Raw genomic sequence first — 17,363 nt, 5'->3', positions numbered from 1 at the left:
GGCAACAAGGAGCAGTGTGATGTCGTGGGCCCTCCTCAGGCAGTTTCCTCCCCTGGTCTGGACCGTGATCCTGGGCACCTTCATGGTGCGCACCAGCTATTACATGGTCTGGCCGTTTCTCTCCATCTTGCTCTATCGGGAGTATGGTCTCTCGGCGACCACCATCGGCGCCATGCTGGGGGCGACCGCGGCTATCTCCACCTTGGTCAGCTTCTATGGCGGCTGGCTCTCCGACAAGCTGGGGCGGCGCAACATCTTGCTGGCGGGCTGCCTGGTCTCCGTGCTCTGCTACGGTCTGCTCGGCTTTTCCCACTCTATGTTCTGGCTCGGGCTCGGGGTGCTCGGCAGCGGCCTCTCCTCCGGTCTCATCGATGCGCCCGGCAAGGCGTTGATGGCCGATAGTCTGGCTTCGGCCAAGGCCCGTGAGCTGGCACTGCACCTGCGTTACTTTCTGCTCAACCTGGGGGCGGCCCTCGGCCCCTTGCTGGGGGTGACCCTGGGCATCAATGCCCAGCAGCAGACCTTCCTGCTGCTCAGCGGCAGCTATCTGCTGCTGGGGGCTGCCTTCCTCTGGGGATTTGCGCAAGGGAGGGTTGCGGCGACCCGTGGCAACGAGCTGGGCCTGCGGGTGGCCATCAAGGTGCTGTGGCGGGATCGGGGCTTCTTGCTGCTGGTGCTGGCTAACCTGCTGATGAACCTGGTCTATTCCCAGTTCCACTCACCGCTGGTGCAGTACCTGACCCGGGCCGGGACCCCGGAGGTGGCAAGCCTCATCGCCATCCTGGTGGCCACCAATGCCCTGACCGTGGTGCTGCTGCAGTTTCCTCTGCTACATCTGCTGGCCCGCTGGCCGGGCAAGGTGCGCCTGCAGGTCGGCATCACCCTGTTTCTGGGGGCTCAGGTGCTGTTTGCGCTGGGGGATCCACAGCAGTGGTCGCACTGGATCGGCGCCGTGCTGATGCTGAGCGTAGGGGAGACCATACTGTTCCCGCTGCTCAACGTGCTGATCGATCAGATGTCGCCCCCGCATCTGAAGGGGAGCTACTTCGGGGCCGGCGCGCTGGCCGGGCTGGGTGGCGCCATCGGCGCTCTGCTGGGAGGCTGGATCCTTGCCCAGTGGAACGGGCAACTGCTCTATGCGTTGATGGCGTTGCTCTGCCTGCTGACCTTCCTGCTCTATGAGTGGGGCGCCCGCATGCCGCGGCCCGAGCTGGCCCGGGCCAACCCGGGTCAGTGAGTACCCTTCTGGGCGACCTGTTTCATCGCCTTCTTGGCGGCATACATGCGCTCGTCCGCCAGCCGGATCAGGCTGTTGCCCTCGTCGAACTGCACCGGCCCGGTCTGCACCAGCCCTATGCTGAGGGTCACGTCACCGGTACGTTCGGCCAGTGTCTTGTTGAGACGGGGCAGGAAGACGTCCCTGGCCTGATCCTCGTTGCAGTTGGGCAGGATCAGGCAGAATTCATCCCCGCCGTAGCGGAAGCAGCAATCTTCCACCCGTGACACCTGACGAATGCAGTCGCCGACGATGCGCAGGATCTCGTCCCCGCGCTGATGGCCCTGGGTGTCGTTGATCTGCTTGAAGTCATTGATGTCGAGGTAGGCGATGACCACCGGCTCGGAGCGACGCTGGCAGGTGCGCAGGGTGCGGGTGAGGTTCTCCTGCAGATGGCGCACGCTGAGCAGGCCGGTGAGGGCATCGGTCCGGCTCATCTCCTCCAGCTGCTGGGTGCGTTCGCGTACCTTCTCCTCCAGCGCCTTGGCGTAAAGCTCGGATTTCTCCTTGGAGGATTCGATCTCCGACACCAGGCTGCGGATATAGGTCTCAAACACCAGGGTGATGTCGAACAGGAACAGCTTGTCGAGGGCGGTGAGCATGGTGACCCGCTCCTGCTCGCTGGGGATCTGGGTGAAGATATCCTCGATGAGCAGCCCTTTCAGGGTGTTGATGGCGGCCAGGTAGAGCTTGGGTTCCACCCCAATCCGCTTGTGCACCAGCCCGATCCGCAGCCGGTTGTTGACGTACTCCAGGTCATACAGGCCGCTGAACAGGTCGAGAATGTAGCGGCGCTGGGCCGCCCGCAGCCGGGTCAGGGTGTCGGCGTCGCCGATCAGCAGGGCAATCTCGGTGATCCCGGTCTGCAGGGTATAGAACTTATCGACCAGGGCGTCGATGTGGGGCTCGATCTTGGGACGATAGCTGGCGAGCAGGAGGAAATCCTGCTCGTCCAGCAGCAGCAGCTCCTTGCGATGGGCGATTTCGAACTCTGTGATCCGCATCTGCTCCAGCAGCGTCTGTTCGGTTGGGTTCATGACAGTTTCCCGAGCAAAAATAAAGGCGCACACATTGTTATGTAATTGACAGTGTAGACATTAACAGCCGGGAGCAGGTTTTCAAATGGCGCAGTGTTGTGACAGATCAACTCTGCGCCCATTTTTGCCTTGTGCTAGAAGGTGAGCACCTTGTGGGCGGCCAGAGTCCATTGGGCCAGCAGCGGCAGGGTGCCGATCTCGATCCCCTCTATGAGCGGCAGTGCCGTGATGCCGCGAGCATCGGTACAGGTCTTGCAAAGGCGGATGGTGACCCCCTGGGCCAGCAGGATCTCCAGCATCTGGCGCAGGTTGTAGCCCTCGGCCGGGGCCTGGCCCGCCAGGGCGGCGCTGACCGCATCGGACATCAGAAACAGTTTCAGGCTGGTACCGCCCTGTTCGCCCAGGGCGATGGCCAGGCGCAGGGCATTGAACAGGGATTCGCTGCCATAGGGGGCGCCGTTGGCGATGATGACAATCTCTTGATTCATAACAGACTCCTCATGAAAGTCGCCATTGTAGACCCAGCAGCCCACCATTGGCGTGACGTTGCACAAACTCTGTCGTAGCGGTTTGCCCGCGCCTTGACCCGGCCGGCTGAGTACGGTCTGATAGGCGGCCATCAAACATGACAGGGGAACGAGGTCGTTATGTGGAAGGTTATCGGAATGAGCATGCTGCTGTTGGCCGGTCAGGCCTATGGCAGTGAGGCTGTAGGTTGCAAGGCGCGCCAGCAGGCCGTCAAGGAGCAGCTGGCCATTGCCAAGGCGCACGACAACGGGGACCAGGTGGCCGGGCTGGAGCGGGCCCTGCGCAATATCGAGACCCATTGCACCGATGCGGGCCTGTTCAAGGAGCAGCAGCAGCGGGTGGCCGAGCTCAGGGAGCAGGTCAACGAGCGGTTAGTCGAGCTGCAGAACGCCCGGGTGACGGGCAAGCCCGACAAGATCGCCAAGAAGCAGGCCAAGCTGGAAGAGGCCCAGACCAAATTGCTGGCCGCCCAGCGCGAGCTGGACGCACTCAGCAAGCTTACCAAATCCTGATTTTTCGATAAAAAGAAGCCGGCGCAGCCCGGCTTCTTTTTTATCTCGTCTCTTCCGCCAGGGTGCTTCAGCTGCCGCGCCGGCCGACCATGTCGGCCGGCACCACCCAGGCATCGAACTGCTGCGCCGTGAGGTGACCGGAGGCGATGGCCGCCTCCCGCAGGCTGAGCCCCTCATGGTGGGCCCGCTTGGCGATCTCTGCCGCCTTGTCATAGCCGATATGAGGGTTGAGCGCCGTTACCAGCATCAGGGAGCGGGCCAGCAACTCGTCGATGCGGGGCTGGTTCGGGCTGATGCCGACCGCGCAGTGATCGTGGAAGCTCTGCATGCCGTCCGCCAGCAGCCGCACGCTCTGCAGGAAGTTGTGGGCGATCATCGGCCGGAACACGTTGAGCTCGAAGTTGCCGCTGGCGCCGCCGATGTTGATGGCCACGTCGTTGCCCATCACCTGGGCGCACAGCATGGTGAGTGCCTCGCACTGGGTCGGGTTGACCTTGCCGGGCATGATGGAGGAGCCGGGCTCGTTCTCCGGGATGAGCAGCTCGCCGAGTCCGCTGCGGGGGCCGCTCGCCAGCCAGCGCACGTCGTTGGCGATCTTCATGAGGGAGGCGGCCAGCGTCTTGAGGGCGCCGTGGCCATGGACCAGGGCGTCGCTGGCGGCCAGCGCCTCGAACTTGTTGGGGGCGCTCACCAGCGGCAGGCCGGTCTGCTCGGCCAGGGTGGCGGCCACCGCCTCGGCGAAGCCGGGCGGGGTGTTGAGGCCGGTGCCGACGGCGGTGCCCCCCAGCGCCAGCTCGCACAGATGGGGCAGGGCGGCGCGTATATGGCGCTCCCCCTGCTCGAGCTGGGCGACCCAGCCGGAGAACTCCTGCCCCAGGGTGAGCGGGGTGGCATCCTGCAGATGGGTGCGGCCTATCTTGACGATGTCGTCGAAGGCAGCCGCCTTGCCGGCCAGGGTGGCGCTCAGGGTGGCCAGGGCGGGCAGCAGTTGCCGGGTGAGGGTAGTGACGGCGGCCAGGTTCATGGCGCTCGGGAAGACGTCGTTGCTGGACTGGCTCTTGTTCACCTCGTCGTTGGGGTGCACCAGCCGCCCCTCGCCGCGGGGGCCGCCGAGCAGCTCGCTGGCCCGGTTGGCCAGCACCTCGTTGAGGTTCATGTTGGTCTGGGTGCCGGAGCCGGTCTGCCATACCCGCAGCGGGAACTCCTCATCATGCTGGCCGCACAGGATCTCGTCGGCGGCGCTCATGATGGCCTGCGCCGTGCGGGCGGGCAGCAGCCCCTTGGCGTGATTGACCCGGGCACAGGCCGACTTGATGCGGGCCAGCGCGTGGATCAGCGCCATCGGCTGGCGCTCGCCGGAGATATCGAAGTGCTGCAGGGAGCGCTGGGTCTGGGCTCCCCACAGCCGGTCGGCCGGTACGGCGATCGCGCCGAAGCTGTCGTGTTCACTCCTGCTCTTCATCTCGTTCTCCCTTCATTGCGAAAAAGGGGCGACATCCTGCGCCCCTGTCGAATTATCCGCCGGTCAGTGCCATTCAGCCGCGGGGGCGAAACGGCGTCAGCTCGGCCAGCGGCGCCACCGTGCTGAACTCCTGGGTGGTCTCGGCGTACTTGAAGATCTTGAAGCCTTCGCCGCGGGCGCTCCAGTACTCGATCTGCTCGCCACTTACCTGCAGCAGGCTCGCCTCGCGCAGGGCCACCACGTGCTCGCTCGGGTTGATGGCGCAGAACTCGGCCAGGCGCTCGTCGCGGGTCTCCCCCATGTGGCCGCTGATGCTGGCGTCCAGGTAGTGGGGGTTGATCTGCAGCGGGAACAGCCCCAGCGCAGGCAGTACGGCTGCGCTGCAGACCGGCATGTCATTGGTGGTGCGAATGCTCGGAGTTGCCACGTTGCAACCGGCGCTCCAGCCCACATAGGGCACGCCCCGCTCGCGCACGGCGCGCTGGATGGGCACCACCAGGCCGTTTTCGTGCAGCAGCTGGTTGAGGCGCCAGGTGTTACCGCCGCTGATGAAGATGGCCTCCGCCTGCTGGATGGCGTCCACCGGATCGTCAAACTGGTGGATGCTGATGGCCTCCACTCCCAGGCTCTCGCTGAGCTCCAGGGCACGGGCATCCCAGTCGCTGCGGATCACCGCGTAGGGGATGAGCAGGATGCGCTTGACCTGTTTGCGGGCGAGCAGGGTTTGCACCCGATCCCGGGCCCAGCCGAGCAGACCCGGGCATTCGGTGGCTTTGCCGTTGCTGAGAAGAAGCAGTTCCATGAAGCGTGTCCTCGATAAGTGAAAGCGCGAAGAGGTCACCGGCCCAGGCCGGGTGACGGAAGCCCCCATTCTAGCCCGATCCGGCGTCGGGTTCTGTGATCGACTCGCCATGTACCCTGATGAGACCGTTTTTTGACCAAAGAGAGGTCAGGCACTGATGGGCCTGCGACTGGGGTCATGGTGCCGAGCGGGTGGCATATGGACGCGATGAGGCTGTAGAGCAGAGGAGATCCAGGGGTCTCTTTGAATTTCATCGGCGGCCACAAAAGCACAAGGGGACCCGCAGGCCCCCTTGGTCAGTCTGGCGCGATCAGTCGAGCTTGAAGTCGACCCACACCAGGCGGTGATCCGAGCTGACTCCCTTGGCGATGCCCAGCTTGGCGTCATACACCAGGTGGTAGCCAGGCTCGAAGCTGGCCGGCCAGAACACGCCGGAGGCGACCGCGTTCAGGTTGGCGGAGGGCAGCACGTGGTCGAGCTGCAGGCCGCTGCTGCTGGTGATGCGCTCCGGGGTGGGGCGGTTGTTGTTGCGCTTACACTGATCCGGCTGGCTGGCGAGGCACTCGGGGCCGCCCTGGCTGACCGGGATCAGGGCGCCGTTGGTAACGGCCTGATTGACCAGCGCATGGTTGTGCAGATCCTGAATGGCGGTCAGGTCGCCATCGCCAATCTGGGGATCGGCGTTGAGATCGCCGGCGATGACGAACTTGGCACCCGCGGGCAGGCCACCGGCTTTGCCGGCGTCATCCACCATGTAGCTGGCGGTCTCCACGTAGTCCTGCCAGAAGGCGACTTCGGCCCGGTTGTGCTTGACGTTGTGGCGCGCCGCGTTGCCGAAGATGGGCGGGGTCGGGTGGGAGATGAGGAAGTGGATCACCTCCTCCTTGTTGCCGCGCTTGATGCGCACCGGCACGTCGGCGTGGTTCTTGGACGAGAGCGGGAAGGCCTGCCAGGCGGCGTCGTCATACCAGGCATCGCCGCACTGGCGGCCGGCCGGGATCGGCGCCTTGGCATTGTTGCAGTCGTCGATGACGGGGTTCGTTTCGCCCGGCATATCCTTCCACTTGAATTTCTGGAAGGTGCGGATCTGTTTGGTATCGATGGGGTACTGGGACATCACGGCGAAGGCGTACTGGCCGTGATAGTTGCCAAAGCCCCAGGCGTCGTCCGGCCCGTTGTTGACCTTGCCGTCCAGGTTGAGGTCATGGCCGCTCATCAGGCCGGTGTTGGTGGCGAAGTTCTGCAGCACCGGGTAGCTGATGGCCTTCACCTCGTCGTGCTGGGCGTGGGCCAGGTAGTTGTCGTTGAAGGCTTTGAGGTCTTTGGTGTCGCTGCCCTTGCCGTCATTGTCGAATTCGTTGAGCAGGAAGACGTCGGGTCGGGTGCGCTGGATGATTTCGGCGATGTTGCGGATCTGCTGCACGTCGAGGGCCTTGGTCTTCTCGGCGCCGCTCAAGGTGCCGTCGGCGAGGCGGGCCAGCAGGGCGTCCTGCTCGGTGCGGCTCAGAGCCAGTTCACCGGCGAGCATGCCGGCGGCGGTGCGATCGAAGGAGAGGTTGAAAGTAGCGAAGCGAACCATGGGCGTCGGGGTCTCGGAGTCATTCTGGCTGTTACAGCCTGCCATCAATCCGAGGGAAATGGCAGCCGCGAGCAGGGACTTGCTGATATTTTTCATTGTAATATTCCGTAGCATCAATAAGTTATACCTTGCTCATGGGGAGCGAAGGAGGGCCCATTATAGGGATCCCGGCAGGCAGCCGGGCTCTGAATGGGCCAAAGTGTGAGACCATTCACAGAGCAAAACGGGGAGGCGAGATGAGTCGGCGACAAACGGCCCTGGTGGTCGAGGGGGGCGCCATGCGCGGCATTTTTGCCGCCGGGGTGCTGGATGCGTTTCTGGCCAAGGGGCGCACGGCGTTTGATCACTGCATCGGGGTGTCGGCCGGGGCGGTCAATCTGGCGGCCTTTCTGGCCGGCCAGCAGGGGCGCAACCACAACGTCATCACCGACTACTCCTGCCGTCCCGAGTTCATCAACCTGGCCAAGTTCGTGCGCGGCGGTCACTGGCTCGATCTCGACTGGCTGTGGGCGATCACCATTCGCGAGTGCCGGCTCGATCTGGCGCGCTTTGCCGCCAACCCGGTGCCGCTGACCGTGGTGACCACCCGGGTAGCGGACGGCCAGGCCGCCTACCTCAAGGCCAATGCCGCCGAGCTGGAGCAGCAGATCAAGGCCTCCTGCTCGGTGCCGCTGGTCTACCGGGATTTCGTGCGCATCGACGGGGAGGCCATGACGGACGGCGGGGTGGCCGACTCCATTCCGGTGCGCCACGCCTATGAGCAGGGTGCGCGCGACATCACAGTGGTGCTCTCCCGGCCGCTGGGCTATCGCAAGCGGGCGCCGCGCCTGCCTGCCCTGCATCGCTACCTGCTGCGCGAGACGCCGGCGCTGGCTCGCGCCAGCCTGTCGCGCCATCAAAGCTACAACGATGCCATCGACTTCATCCGCCAGCCGCCGGCCGATTGCCGCATCCGGGTCATAGTACCGCCGGCAAACTTTCGGGTCGGCCGCATGACCACCGACCGGGCGAGGCTGGAGCAGGGTTACCGGATGGGCTGGCAGGCAGCCCTCGACTATCTGGCGGCGGAGCCGGTGCCGGCCTGAGGAGATTCGGTCGACCATAGGCAGCGTCGCTGAGACGAGATGCAAAGCACCGGGGCAACCCGGTTTTTTTGTGTCTGCGCCATCCCGGAACCCGGCCATGGCGCATCGGCTTATTATGTGAATAAATAATTGTTTGCGATATTTTCGGCGAAGTGGTCACTATTATTCCGTTGAGCCGCTATCACTATTAAGCTCTGCTAAATAATGGCTGAGTCAACTTGTGACCAAATAAAATAATGGCTAGGGAACTTTTTTGGAAAAGGGTTTTTTGTAACCGCTTTAATATTCATTATTTTGTTTTTATTCATATAGATAAATGTGAATTGCTTATGCGGTAAAGATTATTAGCGCAGGGTTGAAGCTGTTTACATCAATGGCGAATTGATAGCCTGACTTTATCTCGGCTACTGTCCCCTCTCGATTCGTTTGGGTAGCAAACGGATACGCAAATAATAACAACAGAGACTGGACGCATTGATAAAGAGTCATCTTTATTGATTTTAATCCTGCCAAAGGAGCCGGAATAATGAGTGGTTTATCTTCCCATCAAATTGCCCAGAATATATTTGCCGAGCTGTTGCCTTATCGCCGCCGCTTCCCCGATCCCATCCTGGATCGGCAGCAGGAGGAAGCCGAGGTGGCCGCCATCCAGATCCCCCGTCTGCAAGACTTCATCGAGCGGGGCGAAACCATCCTCTGCGTGTTGCCCGCCTTTCCCACCAAGTCGCCCAATCCTAACAAAGTGCTGGGCTCTCTGCCGGACATGGCGGAGCGGCTCTCCCTCAGTTTTCTCAACCACCTCTGCCAGCGCATCCAGCTGCACTATGCGCCCGGCATGCGGATCCTCATCTGCTCGGATGGCCACGTGTTCGGTGACCTCATCCGGGTGCCCGATCCGGCCATCGATGCCTATCAGGCCCATATCGAGCAGCTGATCCTGGAGCTGGGGGCGACCCATCTCGGGGTCTTCCACCTGGGCATGGTGGCGGGCATGGCCGAGTTTTGCGCCAGCCGCGACTTCGACACCCTGCGCGAACAGCTGGTGGAGCGCTACGCCGAGCCACTGGAACTGATTGCCCAAGAGGTAAGAAGCACCGAGGAGGGCATTCGCCTCTATCGTGCCATGACCCGCTTCCTCTATGAAGACAGCCAGCTGCCGGACACCCCGCTCTCCAACACGGCGCTGCAGCGGGATGCCAAGGGGCGCACTCATGCGGTGATCCAGCGCAGCCGCGCCTGGGGCAACCTGCTGGCGGAGCGCTTCCCCGAGGCGATCCGCCTCTCCATCCACCCCCAGGCGAGCCACAGCCTGAAGATGGGCATTCACATGCTGCCGACCCGGGATGACTGGCTCACCCCCTGGCACGGAGTGGTGGCCAACCTGGATGGCCAGTTCGTGCTGATGAAGCGGCGCGACGTGCTGGCGATGGAGCATGAGCTGGTCCACATCCACGGCCGTCCGAGCCACTACCTGATCAACGGCAAGCAGGCCGCCGCCTGAGGAGTTTCCCATGACTGCATCCATCGTTACCCTCGGCGGCGAGCGCTGCCGCATTCTGCCGCAGGCCCCGTTCGGCTTGCTGATTGAGCCGGCCCGCAATGGCCAGCCGGTGCAGAGCCTGGCTATCGAGGCGCTGCGCGAGCTGGCCCGCCGCCACGGCGTGCTGATCCTGCGCGGGTTCGAGTCGGGCTTCACCGATGCCGAGCGGCTGACCCGCTACGGCGAGGAGTGGGGAGAGATCATGATGTGGCCTTTCGGCGCCGTGCTGGACGTGAAGGAGCACGAGAACGCCACCGACCACATCTTCGACTCCAGCTATGTGCCGCTGCATTGGGACGGCATGTACAAGCCGACCCTGCCCGAGTTCCAGCTGTTTCACTGCGTGCACGCGCCGGCGGCGGACGAAGGGGGGCGCACCACCTTCATCAATACCCGCCAATTGCTCACCGAGCTCGATGGCGAGCGGCTGGCCCGCTGGGAGCGGGTGCACATCACCTATCGCATCAAGCAGGTGGTGCACTACGGTGGCCAGGTGAGCTCGCCACTGCTGGTGACCCACCCGGTGAGCGGCGAGACGGTGCTGCGCTACAACGAGCCGCCGCGCGAGGGAGTGCGTTTTCTCAACCAGCATGCCCTCGACATCGAGGGGGTGGCGCCGGCCGAGCAGGCCGCTTTTCTGCAGGATCTGCACGAGCGGCTCTACGACCCGCGCTACTTCTATGCCCATCAGTGGCAAGGGGGAGACGTGGTGATCGCCGACAACCTCGGCCTGCTGCACGGCCGCGAGGGGTTCACCGCCCGCTCCGCGCGCCACATCCAGCGGGTCCACATCCAGGCCAGCCCGGTCTGCCTCAACCCGGCGCTGGCGCCGCAAGGGGCGGCGTGATGGCGACCCTGTTGCTGGCGGCCACCGCCACCCCGGGCCACGTCAATCCCATGCTGGCGGCGGCTCGTCTGCTGGTGGCGCAGGGGCACCGGGTGCTGATGCTGTGCGGCGCCCTGTTCGAGCGGCACATCCGTGACACCGGCGCCGAGTTCGTGCCCCTCGCCCCCGAGGTGGACTTTGACTACCGGTCGCTGGAGCGGCACTTTCCCGAGCGGGCCAGCCTGAGCGGCACCGCCCAGATGGCGCTGGCGCTCAAGCGCTTCTTCGCCGCTCCCATGGCGCAGCACGACAGGCAGCTGAGGGCGCTGATCGCGGCGGAGGGGGTGGATCTGCTGCTGGTGGAGAACGGCTTCTACGGGGTGCTGCCCTTGCTGCAGCAGCCCCATGGCCGGCCGGTGCCGATCCTGATGCTGGGGGTGAACCCTGTCTCTTTCTCGAGTCCGGACGCCATCTTCTACGGCCCGCGCATTCCCCCCGAGCTGCGCCGCTCCCTTGGCGAGCTGCCCTGGCTCGATGAGCCGACCCGGCAACTGCAAAGGGAGGTGCAACAGCGTTTCGATGCCGCCCTGGCCGAGGCGGGGGCGCCGCCGTTGACGGCCCCCTTCACCGACGTGATGGTGACGGCGCCCGATGCCTTTTTGCAGCTATCCTGTGCCGGCTTTGAATATGAGCGGCCGGAGCTCGAGGGGGTGATCCGTTATGTCGGTCCGCTGCTGCCACCCCGGCTTGAGCTGACGCCGCCGCCCTGGTGGGAGAGGCTCGATGAGCGACCGCTGGTCATCGTCAGCCAGGGCACTCTGGCCAACGTGGATCTGGGGCAGTTGCTGCTGCCGGCCATGCAGGGGCTGGCCGGCGACGAGCTGCAACTGCTGCTGACCACCGGCGGGCGGGATCCGGCGCTGCTGGGTGATGCCATCCCGGCCAATGCCATCGTCACCGACCACGTGCCGTTCGAGCTGGCGCTGCCCCGCGCCGCCGCTTTGGTGACCAACGGCGGCTACGGCTCGGTGCAGTCCGCGCTGGCCCACGGGGTGCCGCTGGTGGTGGCGGGCACCGGAGAGGACAAGGCGGAGGTGGCGACCCGGGTGGCCTGGAGTGGGGCCGGCATCAATCTGCACAGCAACGAGCCGACGGCGGCCATGGTGGCCACGGCGGTACGCAAGGTGGTGCGTGAGCCGCGCTACCGCGCCCGGGCGCGGCTGCTGGCCGAAGAGATGGCGGCGCTCGATGGCCGCGCCGCCATCGCCGGGACGGTGGCGGATCTGCTCGGCGGACGACCTTGATAGCGTGATGAAGGGGAGGCCAGACGGCCTCCCTTTTTGTTCAGCTTCTGCTCAGTTTGGTGCTGCTAGCGTGGCCATCATGACAGCAGGCTGTGCCAGTGGCGCCGGATGCGCTTTTTCATGCAAAAAAGAGCGTTTTCGACGTTGAAATTTTGGCCGACTCAGGAAAGAATGCGCGCTCGGTAATCGACCGCGGACGCCACCTTTGCGCCCCGGCGCAACCGAGGATGACACGGCCTTCGGCCAACTTGGTACAGGAAACCACACAGGAATTTTATGAATCCCCTTCGCATTGCCGCTTCGGCTCTTTTATGTACGCTGGCACTGGCCGGCCAGCAGGCTGCCGCCGTTGAATACCAGCTGCCCGCCGCCAACAGCCGCCTGATCGGCGAGAACCAGGAATACGTGGTGCCCGCGGACAACCGTCCGCTGGAGCAGATTGCCTCTGACTTCCAGCTGGGTCTGACCAACATCATGGAAGCCAACCCGGGCGTCGACCCCTACCTGCCCAAGGCTGGCAGCAAGCTGATCATTCCCCATCAGCTGATCCTGCCCAACGCTCCCCGCGAAGGGATCGTCATCAACGTGGCCGAGATGCGTCTCTACTACTACCCGAAAGGCAAGAACGTGGTGCAGGTGCTGCCCATCGGCATCGGCCAGCTGGGGGTCAACACCCCGGAGAACTGGATCACCAAGGTTGAGCGCAAGCGCGCCAACCCGACCTGGACCCCGACCGAGAACATCCGTCGTCGCTATGCCGCCCAGGGCAAGACCCTGCCTGCGGTCTGGCCGGCCGGCCCGGACAACCCCATGGGCCTGCACGCGCTCTACATCGGCAACCTGTACGCCATCCACGGCACCAACGCCACCTTCGGCATCGGCCTGCGGGTGAGCAGCGGCTGTGTGCGCCTGCGTGCCGACGACATCAAGTATCTGTTCGACCACGTGCCGGTCGGCACCCGCGTCCAGTTCGTCAACCAGCCGGTCAAGACCACGGTCGAGCCGGATGGCAGCCGCTACATGGAAGTACACGAGCCGCTGTCGCGCACCGAGGAGGAGTTCAACTCCACCGCCTCCGTGCCGCTGCCCATGACCCCGGCCACCACTCGCTTCATCGCCCACGCGGAGAGCGACTCCAACGTGGTCAAGCAGGTGCTGGAACAGCGTACCGGCATGCCGACCCGTCTCAACCCGCAGGTCTGATGACCCGGGAGACTGGCTCATGCACAACGGCGACCATCAGGTCGCCGTTGTTGTTTCTGGGAGCCGCCGTCATCAGCCGGCCGGCGGGGCATAGAGGGCCAGCCAGTTGCCCTCGGTATCTTCGATGATGACCCGTGAGCCATGGCCGCTGCCGATGCTGTGCAGGGGCTCGAGCACCCGTCCGCCGATGCTGGGCACCAGCTGCTCGGCCTCCTGCAGGCGATCGCCCAGGGCGAGGTAGATGAGGGGGCCCGAGTGCCCCGGCTGGTGGTACTTGTCCATGGGACCGAGACAGGCCGCCGCGTTGTTGCCGTCGTGGCGCAGCATGGCGAAGCGGATCTCCTCCTGTATCGGCGTGACCGGCACGTCGAGCAGGGCCGAGTAGAAGGCCATGGCGCGATCCAGATCCCGTGTCGGAATGTCGGCCCAGACCAGGGTATTGTCCATCTTGGTGATCTCCTGCATGTGCCGGCCGATGCGACCGGCGGCTCTGTTCCTTGCTGACGGCCTCTCGCGGCAGGTCGTAGACAGCTTCCTAGAGGTTAGGAGCGGCCCATGAGGAGCGCCAGAGCTAAAAAAGCGGCGCCTGATGGCGCCGCTTTCGGGTGGGAATCTGGGGGCTTTTCCCCACGATATACAGTTAGTTGCCTGCAATGCTCAGCCCGCCGAAGCGGATAAGCGGCGCGTAGAAGCTCTTGCCATCGTCGTGGTGCAGCAGGTTGCCGACCGCTTCCAGCTCACCCAGCAGGCGGTAGAAGTTGCCCGCCACCGTGATGCCGCGTACCGGGGCCACCCGCACGCCGTCCCGGCACAGGAAGCCGGAGGCGCCGAACGAGAAGTCGCCGCTCACCGCATCGGCGCCGGAGTGCAGGCCGTCCAGCTTGACCAGCTCCAGATACTCGCCGGCTTGCGCCTCGGCCTCGCTGTGGGGGCCGAGCCCGAACACCAGGTGGCGCGGACTGACATCCAGCGCACTGCGGGCGCTGCGGGCCGCCGAGCCGTTGCTGGCCACATCGAAGTAGCGGGCGGTGGCGCTGTTGTGCAGCAGGGTCTTGAGCTCCCCTTCGCCGATCAGCAGCAGATCCCGGGTGGCGGCACCCTCGCCATCGAAGGCCTTGATGTGCATGCCGCCCGGCATATAGGCCCGGCTCTCCAGGGTGAGCCAGCGGGAAGCCACGCTTTGGCCCAGCTTGCCCCGCCAAGGATTGATCCCCTGCTGGGCCCACTTGCCCGACAGCGCTGCCTGGAAGCAGCCGAACAGGCTGGCCAGGGCATTGGTGTCGAAGATGGCGCTGTAGTGACCGCTCGGCACCGCGTCTCCCGCCAGCAGGCCGTCGGCCACGGCGTGGATCTGCTGGATGAGGGTCTGGCTGTCCAGCGCATCGAAGCGGCGCTCATACTGCCCCTGGGAGAACATTGACTGACGGCCGTCGCGCTCGATGAGGGCGGAGCTGTAGCAGCCGACGCTGAATGCCTGATGCTGGCAGAGGCTGCCCTGGGTGTTGGCGAGCCACAGCCGGCCCTCTCCCTCGAAGAAGCTGTTGTAGGGGGCGCCGGTCACGTCCGGCAGCGCCAGCATCTCCGACTCGAGGCGCAGGGCCAGGGCAATCTTCTCCTCCACTGGGGTGGTGTCGGGCTGATTGATCTCGGCGCAGTCGGTAATGAGCCGGCTCTGCTGCACGGCGATGGTCTGATCCGGGTCCACCTTGGCGAAGCGGCTGGCATCCAGCGCATCCTGCACCATGGCGGCCAGCGCCGACTCGTCGAGAGACTCCGAATAGGCGATGCCGACCCGGCCCTCTTTTATCAGCCGAATACCGATCTGTTGGCTGCTGGTGACCTTGTATTCGCTGAGCTCTCCCTTGTCGGCCTTGAGAGAGAAGGCCTTGTCCTGGTTGGCGATGACGTCCGCCTCGGCACCGAGGTCGGCGACCTGGTCCAGCAGGCGGGCAAGCAGTTGGTTCATGTCGAGTTGGCTCATCAGGCGTTCCCTCCGACCAGGATATTGTCAACCTTGAGCGGCGGCTGGCCGACCGAGGCGGGAATGGAGCCGGAGACCGAGCCGCACATGCCGGCGGAGAGGGCCAGATCGCGCCCCACCATGGAGATCTCCTTCAATACCTGCGGGCCTGTGCCGATCAGGGTGGCCGACTTGAGGGGCCGGGTGATCTTGCCGTGCTCGATGAGGTAGGCCTCCTGCACGTTGAAGTTGAACTCGCCGGTGCCGGGTTGCACCGAGCCGCCCCCCATCCGCTTGGCATAGATGCCGTGCTCCACTGTCGCCAGCATCTCGTCCAGGCTGTGATTGCCCGGCTCGATATAGGTGTTGCGCATGCGCGAGGCCGGCGCGAACTTGTAGGATTCACGGCGCCCGGAGCCGGTACGGGCGTAGCCGGTGCGAAGGGCCCCCATCCGGTCCACCAGGAAGCCGGTGAGCACGCCATCCTTGATGAGCTGGGTGTGCTGGGTCGCCATTCCCTCGTCATCGACGTTGATGGAGCCCCAGGCGTTGCCCTGCAAGCCTTCATCCACCGCGCTGACCGCCGGATTGGCGATGAGCTGGCCCATCTTGTCGTGGAACACCGAGGCCTTCTTGGCCACCGAGGTGGTCTCCAGCAGGTGGCCGCACGCCTCGTGGAAGATGACGCCACCAAAGCCGTTCTCCATGATGACCGGCAGCTTGCCGCTCGGGCAGGGAGCCGCCCCCAGCTTCACCAGCGCCTGGCGGGTGGCGGTGAGGGCCAGCTCGCGGGGATCGATACTGGCGGCGTGCTCCCAGCCCATCATGGCGCCGGGGGCTTCATAACCGACGCTCTGCTCGCTGCCAAGGGCGGCGATGGTCTGGGCCATGATGCGGTTGTAGTGGCGGCGATCGCTCACCTGCACCCCTTCGCTGTTGAAGATCTCCACCTCCTGCTCCCAGCCCAGCACGTTGCCGGCAAACTGGCTCACCTTGTCGCTCTCGGCGCGGGCCGCGGCATCCATGGCGTGCAGGTAGGCGATCTTCTGCTCCAGCAGCTTGTCGGCCGACAGGGGCAGGGCGATCGGGTTGCGATCGTTCAGGCGGGTGAAATCGAAGGCGGTGGCGGTGACCACGGGGTCACGCCTGTCCTTGGCCGCCAGCAGGGTGACGATGCGCAAGAGTTCGTTGCGATCGGCCAGGTTGGTGTAGCCGTAGAGCACCTTGTGGCCGTAGCACAGGCGCACGCCGATGCCGAAATCGAGGCCGCCGCTGATATTTTCTATCTGGCTTGAGAGCAGGCTGAGCTGGCTGCGGCGCTTGCGCTCCACAAACAGCTCGGCGAAGTCGGCGCCCAGCGCCAGCGCGTGATCGAGCACGTCGCGGGCGATGGCGGGGGCCAACAGGGAGAATGGGGTCATAGAATGTCCTTTTCTGGTCTGTCCGTTTGCTTCCGACACCCGGCTGTGATTGTTATGGGGTGTCGCTTCCATTGTTGCAGACCAGCATAAAAAAGTCGCTATAGCGTCATGCGATGATACCGATTGAGAAAATCGGTGCGATTTATGCGCCCGGTGGTCCGAAACCTGAGGCGGCAGGCGGGGAAGTGTCGCAGCTGACGTCTGTTCAAGGGGCCAGTCACAAGGCCTTTTTCGACATGCCGTGCGGGGAGCGGGCGATGGCAGGGGGCCATCGCCACTGCTGTCAGAAAACCCGGCGTCACAGCAGTTCGTGGATCTCGCTCAAAATCTGGTCGACCCACTGCTCGATGCGCGATTCGGTCTGGTCGTACTGATTGGCATCGTCGAGGGCCAGGCCAACGAAGTGATGACCATCGTCGATGAGCGCCTTGGAGGCGTCGAACTCGTACCCCTCGTTGGGCCAGTAGCCCACCAGCTTGACCCCCTTGGGCACCAGCTGATCGTGCAGCATGCCGAGGGCATCCTGGAACCATTCGCCATAACCCAGCTGATCGCCGAGGCCAAACAGGGCGATGATGCGCCCCTCCAGATGCAGGTCGGCAATGTCTTCCCAGCGGGATTCCCAGTCCTCCTGCAGTTCGCCGAAGTCCCAAGTGGAGATGCCCAGGATCAGGATGTCGTACTCCTGCATGCGGATGAGGGGCACGTCCTTGATATTGTGGAGATCGACCAGCTCCGGGCCAATGAGGGTGCGGATCTTCTCGGCGGCCATCTCGGTGTAGCAGGTGGTAGAGCCGTAAAACAAACCAATCTTCATCGCTCTTCTCT

The 17,363-nt window shown here is 64.3% G+C and carries 16 protein-coding genes; 7 read left to right on the top strand and 9 right to left on the bottom strand.

The genetic code is table 11. The features are described from left to right. Nucleotides 1-16 precede the first annotated feature (16 nt). A complete protein-coding gene (locus I6L38_RS13975; protein ID WP_367948954.1) occupies nt 17-1,237 on the top strand; it encodes an MFS transporter in 1,221 nt (406 codons plus the stop codon). Here I6L38_RS13975 and I6L38_RS13970 read toward each other — a convergent pair. Both I6L38_RS13970 and I6L38_RS13965 read right to left on the bottom strand, forming a co-directional pair. Next, the gene (locus tag I6L38_RS13970; RefSeq protein WP_005298168.1) at nt 1,231-2,313 is read right to left on the bottom strand and encodes a protoglobin domain-containing protein; all 1,083 of its coding nucleotides are present in this window, start codon (nt 2,311-2,313) and stop codon (nt 1,231-1,233) included. The two genes, I6L38_RS13975 and I6L38_RS13970, sit on opposite strands and share 7 nt — an antisense overlap. A gap of 134 nt (nt 2,314-2,447) precedes the next feature. Next, nucleotides 2,448-2,801, bottom strand: a complete 354-nt coding sequence (locus tag I6L38_RS13965) for a DsrE/DsrF/TusD sulfur relay family protein (protein WP_005298170.1) — start codon at nt 2,799-2,801, stop codon at nt 2,448-2,450. 177 nt (nt 2,802-2,978) lie between these two features. Here I6L38_RS13965 and I6L38_RS13960 point away from each other — a divergent pair, with 177 nt between their 5' ends. Next, nucleotides 2,979-3,353, top strand: a complete 375-nt coding sequence (locus tag I6L38_RS13960) for a DUF1090 domain-containing protein (protein ID WP_216989592.1) — start codon at nt 2,979-2,981, stop codon at nt 3,351-3,353. Nucleotides 3,354-3,420: 67 nt separating this feature from the next. On the opposite strand, the gene fumC is transcribed toward I6L38_RS13960, so the two are convergent. The 3 genes from fumC to I6L38_RS13945 all read right to left on the bottom strand — a co-directional run bounded on the left by fumC (nt 3,421) and on the right by I6L38_RS13945 (nt 7,292). Further along, nucleotides 3,421-4,815 carry a class II fumarate hydratase gene (fumC, locus tag I6L38_RS13955; protein ID WP_216988650.1) on the bottom strand — a complete coding sequence of 465 codons (1,395 nt, stop codon included), beginning with the start codon at nt 4,813-4,815 and terminating at the stop codon, nt 3,421-3,423. A gap of 73 nt (nt 4,816-4,888) precedes the next feature. Further along, on the bottom strand, nt 4,889-5,617 hold the full coding sequence (gene pepE, locus I6L38_RS13950; RefSeq protein ID WP_216988649.1) for a dipeptidase PepE: 729 nt from the start codon (nt 5,615-5,617) through the stop codon (nt 4,889-4,891). Nucleotides 5,618-5,927: 310 nt separating this feature from the next. Further along, complete coding sequence (locus tag I6L38_RS13945; RefSeq protein ID WP_216988648.1) at nt 5,928-7,292, bottom strand: endonuclease/exonuclease/phosphatase family protein; 1,365 nt, start codon at nt 7,290-7,292, stop codon at nt 5,928-5,930. Between the two features lie 140 nt (nt 7,293-7,432). Between I6L38_RS13945 and I6L38_RS13940 the strand changes: the two genes are divergently transcribed. From I6L38_RS13940 to I6L38_RS13920, 5 genes are all read left to right on the top strand, one after another. Then, nucleotides 7,433-8,281: a patatin family protein gene (locus I6L38_RS13940; protein ID WP_024941211.1), complete on the top strand. Its 849-nt coding sequence runs from the start codon at nt 7,433-7,435 to the stop codon at nt 8,279-8,281. 526 nt (nt 8,282-8,807) lie between these two features. Continuing rightward, a complete protein-coding gene (locus I6L38_RS13935) occupies nt 8,808-9,782 on the top strand; it encodes an L-tyrosine/L-tryptophan isonitrile synthase family protein (RefSeq protein WP_216988647.1) in 975 nt (324 codons plus the stop codon). 10 nt (nt 9,783-9,792) lie between these two features. Next, a complete protein-coding gene (locus tag I6L38_RS13930) occupies nt 9,793-10,668 on the top strand; it encodes a TauD/TfdA family dioxygenase (RefSeq protein ID WP_019839532.1) in 876 nt (291 codons plus the stop codon). Continuing rightward, nucleotides 10,668-11,951 carry a glycosyltransferase gene (locus tag I6L38_RS13925; RefSeq protein ID WP_216988646.1) on the top strand — a complete coding sequence of 428 codons (1,284 nt, stop codon included), beginning with the start codon at nt 10,668-10,670 and terminating at the stop codon, nt 11,949-11,951. Before I6L38_RS13930 ends, I6L38_RS13925 begins: the two co-directional genes overlap by 1 nt. Nucleotides 11,952-12,227: 276 nt before the next feature. Beyond that, nucleotides 12,228-13,154 carry a L,D-transpeptidase family protein gene (locus I6L38_RS13920; RefSeq protein WP_043170235.1) on the top strand — a complete coding sequence of 309 codons (927 nt, stop codon included), beginning with the start codon at nt 12,228-12,230 and terminating at the stop codon, nt 13,152-13,154. A gap of 72 nt (nt 13,155-13,226) precedes the next feature. Here the strand turns inward: I6L38_RS13920 and I6L38_RS13915 are convergent, their stop codons facing one another. The 4 genes from I6L38_RS13915 to fldB form a co-directional block, all read right to left on the bottom strand. Then, nucleotides 13,227-13,619, bottom strand: a complete 393-nt coding sequence (locus I6L38_RS13915; RefSeq protein ID WP_043170234.1) for a VOC family protein — start codon at nt 13,617-13,619, stop codon at nt 13,227-13,229. Nucleotides 13,620-13,794: 175 nt separating this feature from the next. Beyond that, nucleotides 13,795-15,135, bottom strand: coding sequence for a TldD/PmbA family protein (locus I6L38_RS13910; RefSeq protein ID WP_043170232.1), 1,341 nt, complete (start codon nt 15,133-15,135; stop codon nt 13,795-13,797). Beyond that, entirely contained in the window at nt 15,135-16,535 is a 1,401-nt protein-coding gene (locus tag I6L38_RS13905) for a TldD/PmbA family protein (RefSeq protein WP_201881623.1), read from the bottom strand. The genes I6L38_RS13910 and I6L38_RS13905 overlap by 1 nt, the downstream gene beginning before the upstream one ends. 298 nt (nt 16,536-16,833) lie before the next feature. Next, nucleotides 16,834-17,352, bottom strand: a complete 519-nt coding sequence (gene fldB, locus I6L38_RS13900; protein WP_216988645.1) for a flavodoxin FldB — start codon at nt 17,350-17,352, stop codon at nt 16,834-16,836. Between the last annotated feature and the right edge of the window lie 11 nt (nt 17,353-17,363).

The sequence above is a fragment of the Aeromonas sp. FDAARGOS 1408 genome (genome assembly GCF_019048665.1).
Classification (GTDB): domain Bacteria; phylum Pseudomonadota; class Gammaproteobacteria; order Enterobacterales; family Aeromonadaceae; genus Aeromonas; species Aeromonas dhakensis.
Note: the sequence above shows the minus strand (reverse complement) of the source record. Positions and strands in the feature narration are given on the sequence as shown.

Excerpts from the sequence above, each read along its gene's own strand:
- I6L38_RS13970 (WP_005298168.1), bottom strand. The coding sequence starts at position 2,313 with ATGAACCCAACCGAACAGACGCTGCTGGAGCAGATGCGGATCACAGAG.
- I6L38_RS13965 (WP_005298170.1), bottom strand. The coding sequence starts at position 2,801 with ATGAATCAAGAGATTGTCATCATCGCCAACGGCGCCCCCTATGGCAGC.
- I6L38_RS13960 (WP_216989592.1), top strand. The coding sequence starts at position 2,979 with ATGAGCATGCTGCTGTTGGCCGGTCAGGCCTATGGCAGTGAGGCTGTA.
- fumC (WP_216988650.1), bottom strand. The coding sequence starts at position 4,815 with ATGAAGAGCAGGAGTGAACACGACAGCTTCGGCGCGATCGCCGTACCG.
- pepE (WP_216988649.1), bottom strand. The coding sequence starts at position 5,617 with ATGGAACTGCTTCTTCTCAGCAACGGCAAAGCCACCGAATGCCCGGGT.
- I6L38_RS13945 (WP_216988648.1), bottom strand. The coding sequence starts at position 7,292 with ATGAAAAATATCAGCAAGTCCCTGCTCGCGGCTGCCATTTCCCTCGGA.
- I6L38_RS13940 (WP_024941211.1), top strand. The coding sequence starts at position 7,433 with ATGAGTCGGCGACAAACGGCCCTGGTGGTCGAGGGGGGCGCCATGCGC.
- I6L38_RS13935 (WP_216988647.1), top strand. The coding sequence starts at position 8,808 with ATGAGTGGTTTATCTTCCCATCAAATTGCCCAGAATATATTTGCCGAG.
- I6L38_RS13930 (WP_019839532.1), top strand. The coding sequence starts at position 9,793 with ATGACTGCATCCATCGTTACCCTCGGCGGCGAGCGCTGCCGCATTCTG.
- I6L38_RS13925 (WP_216988646.1), top strand. The coding sequence starts at position 10,668 with ATGGCGACCCTGTTGCTGGCGGCCACCGCCACCCCGGGCCACGTCAAT.
- I6L38_RS13920 (WP_043170235.1), top strand. The coding sequence starts at position 12,228 with ATGAATCCCCTTCGCATTGCCGCTTCGGCTCTTTTATGTACGCTGGCA.
- I6L38_RS13915 (WP_043170234.1), bottom strand. The coding sequence starts at position 13,619 with ATGCAGGAGATCACCAAGATGGACAATACCCTGGTCTGGGCCGACATT.
- I6L38_RS13910 (WP_043170232.1), bottom strand. The coding sequence starts at position 15,135 with ATGAGCCAACTCGACATGAACCAACTGCTTGCCCGCCTGCTGGACCAG.
- I6L38_RS13905 (WP_201881623.1), bottom strand. The coding sequence starts at position 16,535 with ATGACCCCATTCTCCCTGTTGGCCCCCGCCATCGCCCGCGACGTGCTC.
- fldB (WP_216988645.1), bottom strand. The coding sequence starts at position 17,352 with ATGAAGATTGGTTTGTTTTACGGCTCTACCACCTGCTACACCGAGATG.